At 72.5% G+C, this 17,377-nt stretch carries 17 protein-coding genes and 1 riboswitch; of the genes, 9 read left to right on the top strand and 8 right to left on the bottom strand.

Annotated elements, in window-relative coordinates; all coding sequences use genetic code 11:
• Positions 1 to 66: 66 nt before the first annotated feature.
• Positions 67 to 831 carry a CPBP family intramembrane glutamic endopeptidase gene (locus ASG80_RS20405; protein ID WP_056734184.1) on the top strand — a complete coding sequence of 255 codons (765 nt, stop codon included), beginning with the start codon at positions 67 to 69 and terminating at the stop codon, positions 829 to 831.
• Here ASG80_RS20405 and ASG80_RS20400 read toward each other — a convergent pair.
• The 3 genes from ASG80_RS20400 to ASG80_RS20390 all read right to left on the bottom strand — a co-directional run bounded on the left by ASG80_RS20400 (position 777) and on the right by ASG80_RS20390 (position 2,541).
• Positions 777 to 1,244, bottom strand: coding sequence for a hypothetical protein (locus ASG80_RS20400; RefSeq protein WP_056734182.1), 468 nt, complete (start codon positions 1,242 to 1,244; stop codon positions 777 to 779). The genes ASG80_RS20405 and ASG80_RS20400 overlap by 55 nt on opposite strands.
• A 92-nt stretch (positions 1,245 to 1,336) precedes the next feature.
• On the bottom strand, positions 1,337 to 2,038 hold the full coding sequence (locus ASG80_RS20395) for an anti-sigma factor (RefSeq protein WP_056734180.1): 702 nt from the start codon (positions 2,036 to 2,038) through the stop codon (positions 1,337 to 1,339).
• Positions 2,035 to 2,541, bottom strand: a complete 507-nt coding sequence (locus ASG80_RS20390; RefSeq protein WP_056734178.1) for a sigma-70 family RNA polymerase sigma factor — start codon at positions 2,539 to 2,541, stop codon at positions 2,035 to 2,037. Before ASG80_RS20390 ends, ASG80_RS20395 begins: the two co-directional genes overlap by 4 nt.
• Positions 2,542 to 2,635: 94 nt before the next feature.
• Here ASG80_RS20390 and ASG80_RS23790 point away from each other — a divergent pair, with 94 nt between their 5' ends.
• Entirely contained in the window at positions 2,636 to 2,905 is a 270-nt protein-coding gene (locus ASG80_RS23790) for a hypothetical protein (RefSeq protein WP_156401987.1), read from the top strand.
• Here the strand turns inward: ASG80_RS23790 and gcvP are convergent.
• From gcvP to gcvT, 3 genes are all read right to left on the bottom strand, one after another.
• Complete coding sequence (gene gcvP, locus ASG80_RS20380) at positions 2,851 to 5,742, bottom strand: aminomethyl-transferring glycine dehydrogenase (protein ID WP_056734173.1); 2,892 nt, start codon at positions 5,740 to 5,742, stop codon at positions 2,851 to 2,853. The two genes, ASG80_RS23790 and gcvP, sit on opposite strands and share 55 nt — an antisense overlap.
• Positions 5,743 to 5,785: 43 nt before the next feature.
• Positions 5,786 to 6,157 carry a glycine cleavage system protein GcvH gene (gene gcvH / locus ASG80_RS20375; protein ID WP_056734171.1) on the bottom strand — a complete coding sequence of 124 codons (372 nt, stop codon included), beginning with the start codon at positions 6,155 to 6,157 and terminating at the stop codon, positions 5,786 to 5,788.
• A 61-nt stretch (positions 6,158 to 6,218) separates the two neighbouring features.
• The gene (gene gcvT, locus ASG80_RS20370) at positions 6,219 to 7,454 is read right to left on the bottom strand and encodes a glycine cleavage system aminomethyltransferase GcvT (protein ID WP_082590786.1); all 1,236 of its coding nucleotides are present in this window, start codon (positions 7,452 to 7,454) and stop codon (positions 6,219 to 6,221) included.
• An 83-nt stretch (positions 7,455 to 7,537) separates the two neighbouring features.
• Positions 7,538 to 7,626, bottom strand: a riboswitch (glycine riboswitch).
• A gap of 197 nt (positions 7,627 to 7,823) precedes the next feature.
• On the opposite strand from gcvT, the gene ASG80_RS20365 reads away from it, so the two are divergent.
• A complete protein-coding gene (locus ASG80_RS20365; protein ID WP_056734166.1) occupies positions 7,824 to 8,786 on the top strand; it encodes a hypothetical protein in 963 nt (320 codons plus the stop codon).
• Positions 8,787 to 8,863: 77 nt separating this feature from the next.
• Here ASG80_RS20365 and ASG80_RS20360 read toward each other — a convergent pair whose 3' ends face one another.
• Complete coding sequence (locus tag ASG80_RS20360; protein WP_056734164.1) at positions 8,864 to 10,810, bottom strand: multicopper oxidase family protein; 1,947 nt, start codon at positions 10,808 to 10,810, stop codon at positions 8,864 to 8,866.
• A gap of 34 nt (positions 10,811 to 10,844) precedes the next feature.
• Positions 10,845 to 11,342: a DUF6220 domain-containing protein gene (locus ASG80_RS20355; protein WP_056734162.1), complete on the bottom strand. Its 498-nt coding sequence runs from the start codon at positions 11,340 to 11,342 to the stop codon at positions 10,845 to 10,847.
• Positions 11,343 to 11,533: 191 nt separating this feature from the next.
• Between ASG80_RS20355 and ASG80_RS20350 the strand changes: the two genes are divergently transcribed.
• From ASG80_RS20350 to ASG80_RS23785, 6 genes are read left to right on the top strand one after another with little or no spacing between them, the layout of a single operon-like run.
• On the top strand, positions 11,534 to 12,253 hold the full coding sequence (locus ASG80_RS20350) for an NUDIX domain-containing protein (RefSeq protein ID WP_082590784.1): 720 nt from the start codon (positions 11,534 to 11,536) through the stop codon (positions 12,251 to 12,253).
• Positions 12,250 to 13,605, top strand: a complete 1,356-nt coding sequence (gene nadA / locus ASG80_RS20345; RefSeq protein WP_056734157.1) for a quinolinate synthase NadA — start codon at positions 12,250 to 12,252, stop codon at positions 13,603 to 13,605. Before ASG80_RS20350 ends, nadA begins: the two co-directional genes overlap by 4 nt.
• Positions 13,606 to 13,607: 2 nt before the next feature.
• Positions 13,608 to 15,182 (top strand): L-aspartate oxidase, encoded by a 1,575-nt coding sequence (gene nadB, locus ASG80_RS20340; protein WP_056734155.1) that lies wholly within the window; start codon positions 13,608 to 13,610, stop codon positions 15,180 to 15,182.
• A complete protein-coding gene (gene nadC, locus ASG80_RS20335; protein WP_056734153.1) occupies positions 15,182 to 16,066 on the top strand; it encodes a carboxylating nicotinate-nucleotide diphosphorylase in 885 nt (294 codons plus the stop codon). The genes nadB and nadC overlap by 1 nt, the downstream gene beginning before the upstream one ends.
• Complete coding sequence (locus ASG80_RS20330; RefSeq protein ID WP_056734151.1) at positions 16,063 to 17,208, top strand: cysteine desulfurase family protein; 1,146 nt, start codon at positions 16,063 to 16,065, stop codon at positions 17,206 to 17,208. The genes nadC and ASG80_RS20330 overlap by 4 nt, the downstream gene beginning before the upstream one ends.
• Complete coding sequence (locus ASG80_RS23785) at positions 17,205 to 17,354, top strand: hypothetical protein (RefSeq protein WP_156401986.1); 150 nt, start codon at positions 17,205 to 17,207, stop codon at positions 17,352 to 17,354. Before ASG80_RS20330 ends, ASG80_RS23785 begins: the two co-directional genes overlap by 4 nt.
• The last annotated feature ends 23 nt before the right edge of the window (positions 17,355 to 17,377 follow it).

Genomic DNA, 17,377 nt, shown 5'->3' with positions numbered 1-17,377 from the left:
GGAGCGCGAAACCATGCTCGACACGCAGGATTCTTGCGTTCACGGCCTCCGTGCGAGGATGTCCGCATGCCGACTGCACGACGCCTGCGGATCGAGGTCGTGATCGTCCTCGGGCTCTCGCTCGGGGCATCCGCTGTGTACTCGATCGTGTCGCTCATCGCGAAGCTCACCGAGGAGCGTGCGCTCGGCGACCAGTCCGTGGCGCTCAACCCGTCGCGCTCGAGCCGCGAGTGGCTCGACTTCACGTACCAGTTCCTCGACATCTTCTTCGGGCTGTTCGCGGTGGCCCTCGTGCTCTACCTGCTGTGGCAGCCGGGCGTGAGCCCGTTCCGTCGTATCGGCCTCGATCTCACGCGGCCCGGCCGGGACGCGGCATCCGGCCTCCTGCTCGTGGCCGTGATCGGCGTGCCGGGGCTCGCGCTCTACGCGATCGGGCGGGCGCTCGGCCTCACGGTCGCCGTGCAGACGTCACCGGCCGACTGGTTCTGGTGGACCGTGCCGGTGCTCGTGCTGCGGGCGCTCGAGGCGGCCCTCAGCGAGGAGGTCATCGTCGTCGGCTACCTGTTCACGCGATTCCGCGAGCTGGGCGTGGGGCCGTGGGCGACGATCGTGTCGAGCGCGCTGCTGCGCGGCACCTACCACCTCTACCAGGGCTTCGGGCCCTTCGTCGGCAATGCGGCGATGGGCATCGTCTTCGGGTGGTGCTATGCGCGATGGGGCCGCGTGATGCCGCTCGTCATCGCGCACTGGGTCATCGACGTCGTGTCGTTCGTCGGCTACCCGCTCGCGGTCGGCTGGTGGCCCGAGCTCTTCGCCCCGCCCGCCGAGTGAGCGTGCGCCGGGGTTGACGCCGGCGTCGACGGATGCCGCGGGCGCGGCGCCTGCGGCACGTGCTCGCTCCGCGCGAGGGCGACGACCGTGGCAGGCATCGGCGGCAGCGCCTCCTCCGGGACCTCCACCCGGAGGTCGGAGTCGGTCGCCCGCACCCTGGCCCCCTCGTACCAGCTGCGGCGGCTGGGCGAGCAGACGGCGAGGAACCCCTCGTCGCCGAAGACGCCCCCGCTCGGGAAGTCGCTCATGAACTGCGCGCGGCGGAGGGCGGCGGCGGTGCCCGGGTCGCGTCGCTCGAGAAGACTCGCGCGTTTCTCGAGTCCGAAGCCGCTGCCGGCGAGCATCGACGTCCCGACGAAGAGCCCGACGAACGCGACCGTCGCGAGTACTGCGATGAGATCGGCGGAGATCATGCGCACCCCCTATGCGAGAGAATCTCAGTGTACTCCCGAGGAGCCTCGTCGGATCAGTATCCGCCGCCGCCCCGATGGTTCACCGGCGAGGCTCAGCCCGACGTCCCACGCATGAGCACGTCGCCGCTGCCGACCGCGCGGATCTCGAGCGAGGCGATGTCGTCGAGGTCGACCGCGGTGCCCGCAGCCAGACGCGCGGCGGATCCGGGACTCGCCCGCCAGCTGGACACGTCGCTGCGCTCGCCGTCGCGGTCGACGACCACGAGCGCGTACGGCCAGCCGTCGGGCGGTGCGTCGGATGCCCCGTCGCCGGCATAGCGGCAGTCGAGCTCGATCCTCGTGCCCCACTCCGTCGTGGTGAGCGTGGCGGTCGCGGTGAGCGGTACGTCGGCGACGGCCTCGAATGCGACCGACTCCGTGCCGGCGCCGGGCCGGACGAACGTGAGCGGCACCGCGATCGCGACGAGCGCGAGCACCGCGGCGGCGACCGCCGCGGCGAGCCAGACCCGATTGCGACGGGCGCGCAGGCGGCGGTCCTCCCGCCGCACGGCCGCGAGGAGCTCGTCGCGCGGTGCCGCGGCTGACGCGGCATCCGGATCGTCGACGAGCGCGGCTGCGCGCTCGGGCGAGAGTCGCGCGAGCAGGCCCGGCATGGGCGCGAGCTCCGTGACGGAGCGGCGGCACGTCTCGCAGGTCTCGAGGTGCTCCTCGAACTCGCGGCGCTCCGCGGGCGAGAGGGCGCCGAGCACGTACGCGGAGTCCCAGTCGGCGTAGAGGACGTGATCCGGGTTCATCGCGTCACCCCTTTCTCCTGCAGGGCGAGGCGGAGCGCCCGCAGGCCGTAGTGCAGGCGCGACTTGACGGTGCCCTCGGGGATGCCGAGGCGACGCGCGACCTCGGCCACGCCGCATCCGCCGTAGTACGCGTGCACGATCACCGCGCGATGCTCCAGGCTCAGCGTCCCGAGGGCCTCCTCCACCAGGAGGCTCTCGAACAGGGCCTCGGTGGCGTCGTCCTGCACGCGTTCCGGCGGCTCGGCCGCCACGATCTCATGGCGCCGGCGGGCGCTGCGCGCCTCGTCGATCACCAGGTTGCGGGCCACGGTGAACATCCACGACCTCGTCGAGGACGGCTCCTGGGCGAGGATGCGCGGGCTCCGCCAGGCGCGCAGCAGCGTCTCCTGCACGATGTCGTCGGCGCCCGCCGGGTCGCCGGTGAGGTGCACGACGTACCGCCACACCGACGGCCCGTGCGCGTCGTACAGGGCGACCAGCCGGCTGTCATCGTCGGGCTGCATCCGTCACCTCCTGCCTTCACAACGAGGCGGCGCCGCGAACGGTTCACCCGGCGGCCCGGATGAACCCCGGCGCGGGGCGCGACGTGTTCCCGGCGTGGATGCCACGCAGCTCGCGTCGGAGGACGTCCTCCAGGTCGCGGGCCTCCCACTCCACCCGCTCGTCGTGCACGCGGTGGTCGTGCTCACGCCTCTCACGGTACTCGCACTGCTGCTCGGCACGTTCCGGCCTGCCGCCCGCAAGCGCCTCGTGCTCATCGGCGACTCGGGAGCCCGCGCCGTGTGGGGGGCTCCTCCGGTGAGACGGGTCGCTTACGCGAAGGCTTCGACCGGCGGGCAGGCGCACACGAGGTTGCGGTCGCCGTAGGCCTGGTCGATGCGACGCACAGGCGCCCAGTACTTGTTGCGCACCAGCGAGTGCACCGGGTACACGGCCTGCTCGCGCGTGTACGGGTGCGTCCACTCCCCCGCGATGACCGACTCGGCCGTGTGCGGCGCGTTGCGCAGCGGGTTGTCGTCGGCCGGCCACTCGCCGCGGCCCACCGCGTCGGCCTCGGCCTTGATCGCGATCATCGCCTCGATGAAGCGGTCGAGCTCGGCGAGGTCCTCCGACTCGGTGGGCTCGACCATGAGCGTGCCCGCCACGGGGAACGACATGGTCGGCGCGTGGAAGCCGTAGTCGATGAGCCGCTTCGCGACGTCGTCGACGGTGACTCCGGTCGCCGCGGTGAGCGGCCGCACGTCGAGGATGCACTCGTGCGCGACGAGGCCGTTGTCACCCGTGTAGAGCACGGGGTAGTGGTCGCGCAGCCGCGCGGCGACGTAGTTCGCCGCGAGCACGGCCGTTGCGGTGGCCTGCTTCAGTCCCTCCGAGCCCATCATGCGCACGTACGCCCATGAGATCGGCAGGATCGACGGGCTGCCGTAGGGCGCCGCCGACACCGGGCCGCCGTCGTGGGTGACGCCACTGGAGTGGTCGGCGCGCTGCGCGAACGGGTGTCCGGGCAGGTACGGCGCGAGGTGCGCCTTCGCCGCGACCGGGCCGACGCCCGGGCCTCCGCCGCCGTGCGGGATGCAGAACGTCTTGTGCAGGTTGAGGTGCGAGACGTCGCCGCCGAAGTCGCCGAAGCGGGCATAGCCGAGCAGGGCGTTGAGGTTCGCGCCGTCGACGTAGACCTGGCCGCCCGCGTCGTGCACGGCCTGGGTGATCCGGGTCACCTCGTGCTCGTACACGCCGTGCGTCGACGGGTACGTGATCATGAGCGCCGCGATGCGGTCGGCGTGCTCGGCGATCTTGGCGCGCAGGTCGTCGAGGTCGACGTTGCCGAGCTCGTCGCAGGCCACGACCACGACACGCATGCCGGCGAGCACGGCGGATGCCGCGTTCGTGCCGTGTGCGCTCGAGGGGATGAGGCAGAGGTCGCGGTCGACGTCGCCGTTCGCGCGGTGGTAGCCGCGGATCGCGAGGAGTCCCGCGAGCTCGCCCTGGCTGCCGGCGTTCGGCTGCAGCGACACGGTGTCGTATCCGGTGACCTCGGCGAGCCAGTTCTCGAGCTGTTCGATGAGCCCGAGCGTGCCCTCGACGTCGGCCTCTGGGGCGAACGGGTGCAGGTTCGCGAACTCGGGCCAGGTGACCGACTGCATCTCGGTGGCCGCGTTGAGCTTCATGGTGCAGGAGCCGAGCGGGATCATGCCGCGGTCGAGCGCGTAGTCGCGGTCGGCGAGCTGCTTGAGGTACCGCATCATCTGCGTCTCGGACTGGTGCGTGTTGAACACGGGGTGCTCGAGGTAGGAGCTCGTGCGGCGGAGCGACTCCGGCAGGCTCGCGGGGACCTCGCGCAGCGACACCGGCACCGCGGTGCGGGGGTCGAAGCCGAACGACTCGACGACACGCGAGAGCTCGTCGGCGGTCGTCGTCTCGTCGACGGCGATGTGAACGGTCGCCTCGTCCGCCTCCCACAGGTTGAGGCCGAGCTCGCGACCGCGGGCGACCACGTGCTTCGCGAGTCCGGGCACGTGCACGCGGATCGCGTCGAAGTAGGCATCATTCGCGAGTGTGAGCCCGAACCCGGCGAGCACGTCGGCGAGCGCCTTCGCCTTCGCCGCGGTCGTGACGGCGATGTGACGGATGCCGCGGGGGCCGTGGTACACCGCATACATCGACGCCATCACGGCGAGCAGCACCTGCGCGGTGCAGATGTTCGACGTGGCCTTCTCGCGGCGGATGTGCTGCTCGCGCGCCTGGAGGCTGAGGCGGTAGGCGGGGTGACCCGCGGCATCCTGCGACACGCCCACGAGGCGTCCTGGAAGCTGTCGCTCGAGACCCTTGCGCACGGCCATGTAGCCGGCGTGCGGTCCCCCGAAGCCCATCGGCACGCCGAAGCGCTGCGAGGTGCCGACTGCGACGTCGGCGCCGAGCTCACCGGGGCTCGTGAGGAGCGCCATGGCGAGCAGGTCGGCCGCGACGACGATGAGCGAGCCCTGCGCCTTCGACGCCGTGATGACGGATGCCGGGTTCCACACGCGGCCCGAGGCGCCCGGGTACTGCACGAAGAGCCCGAAGTGCTCGCCGAGGGCGGCGACATCCGTGTCCTCGTCGAGCGACGCGACGACGAGCTCGATGCCCACCGCCTCGGCGCGGGAGACGAGCAGCGCGTGGGTCTGCGGCAGCGTGTCGGCGTCGACGACGAAGCGATTCGACGCGGACTTCGACGCGCGGCGGGCGAGGAGCATGCCCTCCACGACGGCGGTGCTCTCGTCGAGCATCGACGCGTTCGCGGTGTCGAGCCCGGTGAGGTCGGCGACCATCGTCTGGAAGTTGATGAGCGCCTCGAGCCGGCCCTGCGAGATCTCGGGCTGGTATGGCGTATAGGCGGTGTACCAGCTCGGGTTCTCGAGCACGTTGCGCTGGATCACGGCCGGCGTGATCGTGCCGGAGTAGCCGAGGCCGATCATCGAGGTGCGCACCGTGTTCTGCTCGGCGAGCGCCGCGAGCTCCTCGAGCGCCTCGCGCTCGGTGGCGGCCGGCGGGATGACCGAGTCGATCACCTCCCCCATGCGGATCGCCGTCGGCACCGCCGCCGTCATGAGCGCGTCGAGGGAGTCGTAGCCGAGGGCGGCGAGCATCCACTCGTGGTCGTGCGGCGTGGTGCCGATGTGACGACGGCCGAAGGCGTCGGCGTCGAAGGCCGAGGAGACGGGCATGGTGATCCTTCGTGTTCTGTCCGGGTGCGGTCGGAGCGCGGTGCTATTCGCCCGTGAGCGCCCGGTACTCGTCGTGGCTGAGGAGCTTCGGCAGGCCCGCGGCGGCGACCTTGATGAGCCAGCCCTCGCCGAACGGGTCGCTGTTCACGAGCTCGGGCGAGTCGACGACGGCCTGGTTCGCCTCGACGACCTCGCCGTCGACGGGCGCGAACAGCTCGCCGACCGACTTGGTCGACTCGATCTCGCCGACGACCGCGCCCGCGGTGATCTTCGAGCCGACCGCGGGCAGGTCGACGTACACGACGTCGCCCAGCTTCTCGGCCGCGTAGTCGGTGATGCCGATCGTCAGGGTGTCGCCGTCGACGCGCACCCACTCGTGCTCTTCGGTGTACTGCAGGGCGGTCTGGTCGGTCATGGTCTCTCCTCGCGATGGGCGGTGCGTGCGGGCGGTGGGTGCGGTAGGTGGGCGCCGGCGGTCAGGCTTGGCGCTTGTAGAACGGGAGCGGGACGACGGATGCCGCGACGCGCGTGCCACGGACGTCGACGAAGAGGCCGCGGCCGATCTCCGCGGCATCCGGGGCGACGAGCGCCATCGCCACGGGGTGGCCGAGCGTCGGCGAGAGGGCGCCGCTCGTCACGACGCCGACGCGCGCGGCATCAGCACCCTCGCCGTCGTACACCTCGTAGTCGGCGCGCGCGGCGCGGCGTCCCTCCGCAGCGAGGCCGACCAGCACCGGGGCATCTGCGGCAGGACCCTGCTCGACGGCCTCGCGGCCGACGAAGTCGCCCTCCTTGGTGAGCGCGACGACGCGGCCGAGGCCGGCCTGCACCGGCAGGATGTCGCGACTCAGCTCGTGCCCGTAGAGCGGCATGCCCGCCTCGAGGCGGAGGGTGTCGCGGCTCGCGAGGCCGCACGGCACGACGCGGGGTCCGCCGGTCTCGCGGAGGGCGTCCCACAGGCGCGGGGCGAGGTCGGGTGCGACGTAGAGCTCGAAGCCGTCTTCGCCGGTGTAGCCGGTGCGCGCCACAAGCACCGGCTCGCCCTCGTACTCCGCGGCGATCGCGCGGTAGTACTTGAGACGCTCGAGGCCGGTGACGAAGTCCTCCTCGTCATTGCCGGGACCCTGCATGCCGAATCCGGGGGCCTGCTGCAGCACCTCGAGGGCATCGGGCCCCTGCAGGGCGATGAGCGCGATGTCGTCGCTCTCGTCGAACACGTCGGTCTCGAACGGCGACGTGCGGTCGCGGAGTTCCTTGGCGACGACCTCGCGGTTCGCCGCATTGGCGACGACCATGTAGCGGTCCTCGCCCGTGCGGTAGACGACGAGGTCGTCGATGACGCCGCCGTCGCGGTCGAGGAGGAGCGAGTACTTCGCCTGGCCCTCGGCGATCGCCGAGAGCTTGCCGGCGAGCGCGTAGTCGAGCGAGAGCGCGGCCTCGGGCCCGACGACGATGATCTCGCCCATGTGCGAGAGATCGAAGAGGCCGGAATGCGTGCGCACGGCGTGGTGCTCGGCGAGGTCGCTCGAGTACCTCACGGGCATCTGCCACCCGGCGAAGTCGGTGAACGAGGCGCCCGCGGCGCGGTGCACCGCATCGAGGGGGCTCCGACGTTCGATGGTGCCGGTTTCGGTGGTGCCGGGGTCGGTCACGAGTTCTCCAGAGTCGCGTGGGCGGTCGGCGGATGCCGCTGGGAACTCCCCCTCTGTCATGGGCCTGAGAGTTTCACGCGTTGTTCGCGCTTTCACCGTCGGCGGGATGTGGCGGGAATGCCCGATCCGCTTTTCAGAGCGGCCTCGTCATCGCGGTGTGGTGACCTGAGAGATTGGCGGGGAGGCTTGCTCCTTCGGTGCCGGATGACTCCGGCTCTCCCGCGATGCGTCGATGGCCCGGTGTGAGGTTGTACCGCCGATCCTAGCAGCGCAGCGCAGCGCGTCGCGCGCCCATCGACTCCGTAGTCCACCACGCTCTGGGCACCCCAGAACGTGGTTCTCTGCGGAGTGAATAGGCACGTCGAGTGCGGGCACGCCGCCTGTGGACAAGCGCGGGCCCGGCGGCCGCTGGGAGGGCACGCTGAGCGGGTGCGTCGTCCCGAACCGCTCCCCGAATCGATCGCCGCACGCCAGTCGTTCGCGGTCGTCGACGCGTTGGAACTCGGAGTGAGCAGGCGCCGGCTCGAGGCATCCGACCTCCGCATCCCGTTCCGGGGCGCGCGACTCGATGCCGACGCCCCTGCGACCGTCGCGAGTCTGGCCGCCGCCTACGCGACGCGGATGCCGCCGACCCAGTTCTTCAGCCATGCGACCGCGGCGATCCTGAACGGTGTGCCCCTCCCACTGCATGTCGAGTCGGATCTGCGCCTGCACGTCTCCGTCCTCGCCGGCGATCCGCAGCCGAGGGTCCGCAACGTGATCGGACACCAGCTCGACCCGAGGCGAACCGGCACGCTCGTGGCCGGCGGCATCCGCGTGACGGACGCCGCGACCACGTGGTGCCAGCTCGCGACCCTCCTCGGCGTCGATGACCTCGTTGCGGCCGGCGACTTCCTCATCACCGGACGCGAGAAGCTCGGAGGCGGCCCGCGGGTCGCGTCCCTTGCGACTCTCACGGTGGGGACGGCACGCCATCATCGCGGCGTGGGCGCCGGGCGCCTCCGCGATGCGTTGCCCCTCCTTCGTCCCGGACCGCTGTCACGCAGGGAGACGCTGCTCCGTCTCCGTATCGTCCGGGCGGGGCTGCCCGAACCAATGGTCGGCTATCGGGTTCGCGACCCGCGGCTCGCACCCTACGAGCCATCTGTCGATCTCGCGTATCCCGATCAGCGCATCGCGATGGAGTACGAGGGCGACCATCATCGCGCTCCCGAACAGTTCCGCCGCGACATCGCTCGATACGAACGACTGCAGGACATCGGATGGATCGTGGTCCGGGTGACCGCGGACGACGTTCCCGATGTGGTGGGGCACCGCTCGCAGCTGACCACGCAGCGGATCGCCGCCCGCCTGCACCAGCGTGGGTGGCGGGTGGCGTCGGCCCAGCAGTAGACCCCGCTTCGGATCACCGATTCGGTCTCTTGCTGCGGTGTCAATGCTGGAGGCGCAGCGTCACGTGCGGGGCAGCGTCACTCCGGGCGGTTGGCGTGCGCGTCGTGCTCGAACGGGGTGGTGACGCCTTCGTACGCGAGGCTCATCATCATGCCCTGCGCGGCGTGCTCGAGGTCGTGGCAGTGGTCCATCCAGATGCCGGGGTTGTCGGCGACGAGTGCGACCTCCCACACCTCACCCGGGCGCACGTCGACGGTGTCGAGCCAGAGCGGCGCGCCGGTGGCGCCGACTCCGTCTCGTGAGAGCACGAGCACGTGGTGACCGTGCACGTGCATCGGGTGCGCGTCGAAGCCGCGGTTCGCGATCGTGATCCTCACGACGTCGCCCTCGCGCACCACGATCGGCGCGATGTGCGGGAACACCCGGCCGTTCACCGTATACGCGTACGCGGGCGCCCCGCCCACGAAGCGCGGCATCCGGTCGAGCACGAGGTCGGCCTCCACGGTGAACGGACCGAGGTCGGGCGCCGCGGCGTCGCCGTAGGCGAGCAGGTCGAGCTCCGGGGCATCCGTCACCGAGGGCCACGCGGCGTCGCGAGCGGATGCCGCCCCCAGCGGCGCGAGCTCGAGCACCGATTCGCGCGAGGCGTCGGTCGAGAGTCGCACGGGCGTCTCGGGCATCGTGAAGACGAGATCGGCTCGGGCTCCCGCGGCGAGGCGCACCGCCTCCCCCTCGACCTCGGCGCCGCCGGCGACGTCGCGGCCGTCGACCGCGGCGACGCGGAACGGCGTGCCCGCGAGGAGCACCCGCAACGGCGCACGGTCGGTGTTCGCGATGCGCAGCCGCACCGCACCGCCGGCCGGCACCTCGAGCGCCTGCGGCCCGTCGACGGCGCCGACGAGCACCGCGCCGCCGATCGTGTGCACGGGAAGCGCGAGATCGACGTCCTCCGCCTGGCCGGCCGCGGGCTCCACGACGAGCATGCCGTAGAGACCCCTGCGGACGCCCTCCGACGAGGCCTGGTGCGTGTGATACCAGTACGTGCCCGGGGTCTCGGCCACGAAGCGGCTGGTGAACTCGTCGCCGGGGAGCACCGCGTCCTGCGTGACGCCGGCGACGCCGTCCTCGCCGTTCGGCACGTCGACGCCGTGCCAATGCAGCGTCACGCCTGCGTCGACGTCGCGGTTGCGCAGGGTCACCTCGACGAGGTCGCCCTCGGTGACGCGCAGCTCCGGTCCGGGCAGCGCCTCGCCGAACGACCACACGTCGATGCTCGCGCCCGACGACAGCGTCACGCTGCGTTGCGCGGCGGTCAGCTCGAACGAGCGCATCGGCCCTGCAGCATCCACCGGCGTCCGCAGCTCCTCGACCGAGCGGACACCGGATGCCGCGGCCGGCGCGGCAGCGAGCGCGGACGTGCCGCCCATATCCCCATGCTCGTGCCCGGCCGCCTCGAGGCTCGGCGCGGCGGTATCGGCGAGCCACGACCACCCGACGCCGCCGGCGAGGAGGACCGCGAGGAGGCCCGCGAACCCGACGACCGAGCGGCGGCCGCGCGACGCGAGGATCGCCCAGGTGAGGCCGGTCGCGAGCAGCACGGCCGCGACGAGCACGAGTGCGGCGACCGGCTGCACCGGGTACCCGATGAGCCAGGACGCGACCGCGGCGGCGGCCACGGCGAATCCGCCGGCGAGCAGCAGCACCCGTGCGCGTGGCGTGCGGTCGCCTCGCAGCCAGCGCGCGAGGCCGATCGATCCCGCAACCGCGCCGACGGCGGCGAGCGGCAGCCCGAGCACGACCTTCTCGGCGACGAACCACCAGCCACGCCCGGCGAGGAGCGCCGTGATCACGCCGGCGGCGACGACCGCGAGCGAGCCGCCTGCGGCGAGCGCGACGACGAGCCACCGCTCGCGTCGACCCGGCTCACTGCCGGCGCCGGCCGCCACGAAGCCCGCCACGAGCCAGCAGGCCGCCGCAGGCAGGATCGTGAGCGCGAACAGGGCGAGGAGGGCCGCCGTCGTCATCGGATCCCCCCTCGCTCACTGGTCGGCCGGTCGGTCAGCGCGCGACCTCGGCGTCGACCGGGGTCGGCTCGGTGGCCGACTCTGCGGCCGCTTCGGCGGTGGTGGTCCCCTTCGGCACCGGCTCGCGCACGAGCCGGCGGGCGCGCACCGCGAGCCATCCGCTCGTCAGCAGGATCGCCGCGCCGTTCACGCCGTGAAGGGCGATGAACAGCGTCGCGCCGAGTGGCGGGTTCGCGTGGTCGTCGGGGCCGAGCCCGAAGATCATGCCGCCGACGACGAAGATCAGCGTCTGCAGGATCAGGAGGGCGAACGGCAGCACCGAGAGCCAGATCGTGCGCTTGCCGGCGCGGGCGAGCGCGGCGACGACGATCGTCAACAGCGCGAGGATCGGCAGGACGACCCGGCCGTTCATGCCGTGCCACGCGAACAGTTCGTCCTCGGGGTTCGAGAACACGCCGACGGCGGCGAGGTACAACTGCAGGACGACGGCCGCGGTGAGCAGCACGGTGACGGCGAAGTAGAGCTTGCGCATGATGATGCCTCGATTCGGGTGAGCTGGTGGTCAGATGCTCGCTTTCATCGGACGCCGCGACATCCGTGGCACTACGTATTCCGCCTCAGCGCACGCCCGGAGGACGTCACGGAATTCGCGTTCGTGTCAATTTGACTGTAAGCTCGTCCCAGCACTTCGAGTCAGACCGACTCTAAGAGGGGAGGCAGCGGATGTCGCAACAGCACGAGCAGCGCACGCAGGCGCGGCTCGCCGTCTCCACCGTCATCTTCGCGCTGAGCCCCGACGAGGGCGCCGCCGCGTCCAGCCTGCGCATCCCGCTCGTGCGCCGGCTGCGAGAACCCGGTGCCGGTCGCTGGGCGCTGCCCGGCGGCTGGTTGCCCGTCGACGAGGGCCTCGACGCGGCCGCGGCACGCACGCTCGCCGAGACCACGGGCCTCGCGCCGCGCTACCTCGAGCAGCTCTATACGTTCGGCGCCCCCGACCGCTCCCCCGACGAGCGAGTGGTCTCGGTCGTGTACTGGGCGCTCGTGCACTCCGACGAGGTGGAGCGCGCCGTCTCCGATGAGAACGTGTGCTGGTTCGACGAGGACGAACTCCCCGAGCTCGCGTTCGACCACCGCGAGATCATCGACTACGCGCTCTGGCGGCTGCGCACCAAGCTCCAGTACTCCCGCATCGCGCACGCCCTCCTCGGCGAGACGTTCACCATTGCGGAGCTCCGCGGCGTGCACGAGGCCGTGCTGCGCCGGCGCCTCGACCCGGCCAACTTCCGCCGCACCATGGAGGCCTCCGGCACCCTCGTCGACACCGGCCAGCGCCTCGCGGGCACTCCGCACCGCCCACCCGCGCTCTACCGCTTCGACACCGGCGCCGGGCCCGCGGCATCCGATCGACCAGCCACCACCGCACTGCAGAGGACGAACCCATGACCATCGCACCTCCCCCGGCCCGCGACGTGACCTCGACGCGCGCCGCTGCATCCGTCGACCGCACCATCCGGCTCATCACGAAGGGCGCGACAGCCGGGGCGACCTGCTCGCCCGCGCTCGCGAAGGGCCCGTGGGAGTTCGACCGCGGCCCTGCGGGCTACGGCCCGGGCTCGTCGATGGGCGACGTGATCCCCACCGGCTCGCCCCGCCAGGGTGCGCTGCCCGCGGAGTACCGCGAGGCGAGCGACGCCGAGCTGCACGATCGCATCCGCGCCGCGAAGGCGACGCTCGGCGACCGCGTCGTCGTGCTCGGCCACTTCTACCAGCGCGACGAGGTCATCGAGCACGCCGACTTCACGGGCGATTCCTTCCAGCTCGCGAACGCCGCGAAGGGCCGGCCCGATGCCCAGGCCATCGTGTTCTGCGGCGTGCACTTCATGGCCGAGACCGCCGACCTGCTGTCGACGCCCGACCAGGCCGTGATCCTGCCGAACCTCGCCGCCGGCTGCTCGATGGCCGACATGGCCGACGAGTCCAGCGTCGAGGAGTGCTGGGAGCAGCTCGCCGAGGTGTACGGCGATCTCACCGCCGTCGACGCCGACGGGCGCGTGCCGGTCATTCCCGTGACCTACATGAACTCGTCGGCGGCGCTCAAGGGTTTCGTCGGCCGCAACGGCGGCATCGTCTGCACCTCGTCGAACGCGAGGACGGTGCTCGAGTGGGCGTTCGAGCGCGGGCAGCGCGTGCTGTTCTTCCCCGACCAGCATCTCGGCCGCAACACCGCGAAGGCCATGGGCGTTCCGGTCGAGCAGATGCCGATGTGGAACCCGCGCAAGGCCCTCGGCGGCAGCACCGTGTCGGAGCTCGAGGACGCCCGCGTCATCCTGTGGCACGGCTTCTGCTCGGTGCACCGGCGCTTCACGGTCGACCAGATCGCGCAGGCTCGTGCCGAGCACCCCGGCGTGCAGGTCATCGTGCACCCCGAGTGCCCGATGCCGGTGGTCGACGCAGCGGATGCCGCCGGCTCGACGGACTTCATCGTGAAGGCGATCCAGGCGGCGCCCGACGGCTCGACGTTCGCGATCGGCACCGAGATCAACCTCGTGCAGCGCCTCGCGGCGGAGTATCCGCAACACACGATCTTCTGCCTCGACCCGGTGGTGTGCCCCTGCTCGACGATGTACCGCATCCACCCGGGCTACCTCGCGTGGGTGCTCGAGGAACTCGTCGCCGGACGCGTCGTGAACCGCATCACGGTGCCCGACAGCGTGGCCGATCCGGCTCGCCTCGCCCTCGAGCGGATGCTCGCGGCGAAGCCGCCGGCCTCGGTGACACCGGTCGCGGGAGCCTGACGATGGTGCACGTGCTCGTGGTCGGGGGCGGCATCGGCGGCCTCTGGACGGCGGTGCGGGCGGCCGAGGCCGGGCACTCCGTGGAGCTCGTCACGAAGGCCGAGCTCGCCGACGGCAATACGCGCCACGCGCAGGGCGGCATCGCGGCCGCCCTGTTCCCCGACGACTCCGTCGAGCGCCACTACGCCGACACGATCGCGGCGGGCGCGGGCGTCTCCGACCCCGCCGCCGTGCGCGTGCTCTGCGACGAGGGGCCGGCGCGCGTTCGCGACCTGATCCGCTTCGGGGTCGCATTCGACCGCGGTGACTCCGGGCTCGAACGCGGGCTCGAGGCGGCGCACTCGCGCGCGCGCGTCCTGCACGCCGGGGGCGACGCCACGGGCGCGGCGATCGAGTCCGCGCTGGTCGCCACGGTGCGGCGCCGGGCGGTGCACGTGCATGAGGGCACCATGCTCGCCGACCTGCTCGTCGAGCACGGCCGGGCGGTGGGAGCGCGGCTGCTCGCGGCATCCGGTGCCCTGGTCGAGGTGCGGGCCGACGCCGTCATGCTCGCGACCGGCGGCAGCGGATGCCTCTACAGGCATACGACGAACCCCGACGTCGCGACCGGCGACGGCGTGGCCGCCGCGTACCGCGCGGGCGCGGCCGTCGCCGACCTGGAGTTCGTGCAGTTCCACCCCACCGCGCTCGCCGCGCCGGGCACGCCGCTCATCTCCGAGGCGGTGCGCGGCGAGGGTGCCGTGCTCGTCGACGAGCTCGGCGAGCGGTTCCTGCACGAGGTCGATCCACGCGCCGAGCTGGCGCCTCGCGACGTCGTGGCCAGGGCCGTCTGGCGGCGCATGGCCGAGCAGGGCGGACGTCCCGTGCTCCTCGACGCCACCGCGCTCGGCGCCGGCTTCCTCGCGCAGCGCTTCCCCGGCCTGGATGCGGCATGCCGCGGGGCCGGCTACGACTGGTCGACGTCCCCCGTGCCGATCACGCCCGCCGCGCACTACGCGATGGGCGGCGTGGCGACCGACCTCGACGGTCGCACGACCCTGCCGGGGCTCTTCGCCGTCGGCGAGGCCGCCCGCACCGGCGTGCACGGCGCCAACCGGCTCGCGTCGAACTCGCTGCTCGAGGCGGCGGTGTTCGCCGACCGGGCCGCCCGGGCGCTCGCGTCTCCCGATCCCTCGCTCCCCCTCCGTTCCACCACTCATGCCGTGGCGACCGCAGGAACTTCCGTGCGACTCGCCGGTGGCAGCAGCCCGGTCACCGGCGTGTCGCCGGAAAGTTCCTGCATTCCCCCTTTGGACAGCGGGCCGTTCGACCGCACGGCGCTGCAGGCGCTCATGTGGGAGCACGTGGGACTCGAGCGCGACGCACGCGGGCTCACCGAGGCATCCGCTCGGCTCGGCTCCTGGCGGGCGCCCGAGGTGCACGACCGCCGCACCGCCGAGGACCGCAACCTCCTCGACCTCGCGCGGCTCACGGTCGCGGCCTCGCTCGCTCGTCATGAGAGCGTCGGCGCGCACTTCCGCTCCGACGACACGGCGAGCGCGGGCGTGGTCGCCGCCGCCGAACGGGAGGCGGCCTGATGTCCGGCATCGGCGAGATCGACCGCATCGTCGGCGCCGCGCTCGACGAGGACGCCCCGTGGGGCGACCTGACGTCCGAGACGCTCATCCCCGTGCACGCGACCGCCACCGCGGAGCTCGTCGCCCGCGAGTCGGGCGTGCTGAGCGGCATCGAGGTCTTCGCGGCCGCGTTCCGGATCGTCGACCCGAGCATCGTCGTCGAGCGCCTCGCAGGCGACGGCGACCCGTTCGCGCCTGGCGACGCCCTCGCCCGCATGCACGGTCCCGCCCGCGGCATCCTGACGGCCGAGCGGGTCGCCCTCAACCTCGTGCAGCGCATGTCGGGCATCGCCACGCTCACGGCCCGGTACGTCGCCGCGGTGGCCGGCACACGCGCCCGCATCGTCGACACCCGCAAGACGACCCCGGGCCTGCGCAGCCTCGAGCGCCAGGCCGTGCGCGACGGGGGCGGCCGCAACCACCGCCGCTCGCTCTCCGACGCGGTCATGGCGAAGGACAACCACCTCGCCGTGCTCACGGCCGACGGGCAGGACCTCGCCACCGCGCTCCGGACCGCTCGTGAGCGGATGCCGCACACCGCCCACCTCGAGGTAGAGGTCGACCGGCTCGACCAGGTCGATGCGGTGCTCGCCGGCGGGGCGGACACGATCATGCTCGACAACTTCGGCCTCGACGACCTGCGCGCGGGGGTCGCGCGCATCGCGGGGCGCGCCGTGGTGGAGGCATCCGGCGGCGTCTCGCTCGACATCGTGGGCGCGATCGCCGCGACCGGGGTCGACGTGATCTCGGTCGGGGCGCTCACCCACTCCGCCCGGGCGCTCGACCTCGGGCTCGACGTGGTGATCTCGACCGTGCCCGCCGCGGGCACCCGGGGGCAGCCGTGATCTTCCTCGACCACGCCGCGACCACGCCCGTGCGCCGGGAGGCGCTCGAGGCGATGTGGCCATATCTCGCGGGCGCGTTCGGCAACCCGTCGAGCAGCCACGGGCTCGGCGACGAGGCGGCACGGGCGCTCGCCGACGCGCGGGCGCAGGTCGCGGCGGTGGTCGGATGCCGCCAGGGCGACGTCGTGTTCACGAGCGGCGGCACCGAGGCCGACAACCTCGCGATCAAGGGCATCGCGCTCGCGAACCCGCGCGGACGGCACGTCGTGATCTCGCCGATCGAGCACGAGGCCGTGCTCGAGTCCGCCGCACACCTCGCGCGTGTCCACGGCTTCGAGCTCGACGAGGTCGAGGTCGACGCGGGCGGGCTGGTGCACCCCGATGCCCTCGCCCGCGTCATCCGGCCGGATACGACGCTCGTGTCGGTGCAGCTCGCGAACAACGAGATCGGCACGGTGCAGCCCGTGGCCGAGCTCGCGGCGATCGCCCACGCGTCGGGCGCGCTCATGCACTCGGATGCCGTGCAGGCCGCCGGGTGGCTGCCCCTCTCACTCGACGGGCTGGGCGTCGACGCGCTCTCGCTCGCCGGCCACAAGGTCGGTGCGCCGAAGGGCACCGGCGCGCTCATCGTGCGCGGCCGGATCCCGCTCGAACCGGTGCTGCACGGCGGCGGCCAGGAGCGCGGGCGGCGCTCGGGCACCGAGAACGTGGCCGGTGCCGTGGCGTTCGCCACCGCGCTGCGGCTCGCGGAGGAGGAGCGAGCGGATGCCGCGGCCCGCGTCGGCGTGCTCGGCGCCGAGCTCATCGCGCGCGTCACGGCCGAGGTACCGGTCGCCGTGCTCACCGGCGACCCCGTGCGGCGTCTGCCAGGCACGGTCTCGTTCGTGTTCCCGGGCACGAGCGGCGAGGCCGTGCTGCTCGAGCTCGAGCGCGACGGCGTGATCTGCTCCAGCGGCTCCGCGTGCGCGGCGGGCAGCGACGAGCCGTCGCACGTGCTCACCGCGATCGGCGTGCCCGCCGAGCTCGCGCAGACCGCGGTGCGCTTCACGCTCGGCGCCGAGACCACCGAGGCGGACGTCACGGATGCGGCCGCGGCGGTGGCTCGGGCAGTGTCGGCGGTGCGCGATATCGTGAAGCCATGACCGATCCCACCGCCATTCCCGCCGACGACGACCACCTTTCGGTCGACGAGGAACGGGTCGACGACGAGGTCGCTCCCGAAGAGGAGCTCCTCGAGGGGTGGCTGCCCGACGCCACGCCGACCGACGGGCCCGCGCCCGCTCCGTAGTCCGCGCCCGCGACGCGATTCCA

It is taken from the genome of Agromyces sp. Soil535 (genome assembly GCF_001428255.1).
Taxonomy (GTDB): Bacteria; Actinomycetota; Actinomycetes; order Actinomycetales; family Microbacteriaceae; genus Agromyces.
Note: the sequence above shows the minus strand (reverse complement) of the source record. Positions and strands in the feature narration are given on the sequence as shown.

Bases quoted from the DNA above. Each gene is read 5' to 3' on its own strand.
- ASG80_RS23785 (WP_156401986.1), top strand. From the start codon at position 17,205: ATGACCGATCCCACCGCCATTCCCGCCGACGACGACCACCTTTCGGTC.
- ASG80_RS20400 (WP_056734182.1), bottom strand. From the start codon at position 1,244: ATGATCTCCGCCGATCTCATCGCAGTACTCGCGACGGTCGCGTTCGTC.
- gcvT (WP_082590786.1), bottom strand. From the start codon at position 7,454: ATGACAGAGGGGGAGTTCCCAGCGGCATCCGCCGACCGCCCACGCGAC.
- ASG80_RS20390 (WP_056734178.1), bottom strand. From the start codon at position 2,541: ATGCAGCCCGACGATGACAGCCGGCTGGTCGCCCTGTACGACGCGCAC.
- nadA (WP_056734157.1), top strand. From the start codon at position 12,250: ATGACCATCGCACCTCCCCCGGCCCGCGACGTGACCTCGACGCGCGCC.
- ASG80_RS20350 (WP_082590784.1), top strand. From the start codon at position 11,534: ATGTCGCAACAGCACGAGCAGCGCACGCAGGCGCGGCTCGCCGTCTCC.
- nadC (WP_056734153.1), top strand. From the start codon at position 15,182: ATGTCCGGCATCGGCGAGATCGACCGCATCGTCGGCGCCGCGCTCGAC.
- nadB (WP_056734155.1), top strand. From the start codon at position 13,608: ATGGTGCACGTGCTCGTGGTCGGGGGCGGCATCGGCGGCCTCTGGACG.
- ASG80_RS20395 (WP_056734180.1), bottom strand. From the start codon at position 2,038: ATGAACCCGGATCACGTCCTCTACGCCGACTGGGACTCCGCGTACGTG.
- ASG80_RS20355 (WP_056734162.1), bottom strand. From the start codon at position 11,342: ATGCGCAAGCTCTACTTCGCCGTCACCGTGCTGCTCACCGCGGCCGTC.
- ASG80_RS20360 (WP_056734164.1), bottom strand. From the start codon at position 10,810: ATGACGACGGCGGCCCTCCTCGCCCTGTTCGCGCTCACGATCCTGCCT.
- ASG80_RS20405 (WP_056734184.1), top strand. From the start codon at position 67: ATGCCGACTGCACGACGCCTGCGGATCGAGGTCGTGATCGTCCTCGGG.
- gcvP (WP_056734173.1), bottom strand. From the start codon at position 5,742: ATGCCCGTCTCCTCGGCCTTCGACGCCGACGCCTTCGGCCGTCGTCAC.
- gcvH (WP_056734171.1), bottom strand. From the start codon at position 6,157: ATGACCGACCAGACCGCCCTGCAGTACACCGAAGAGCACGAGTGGGTG.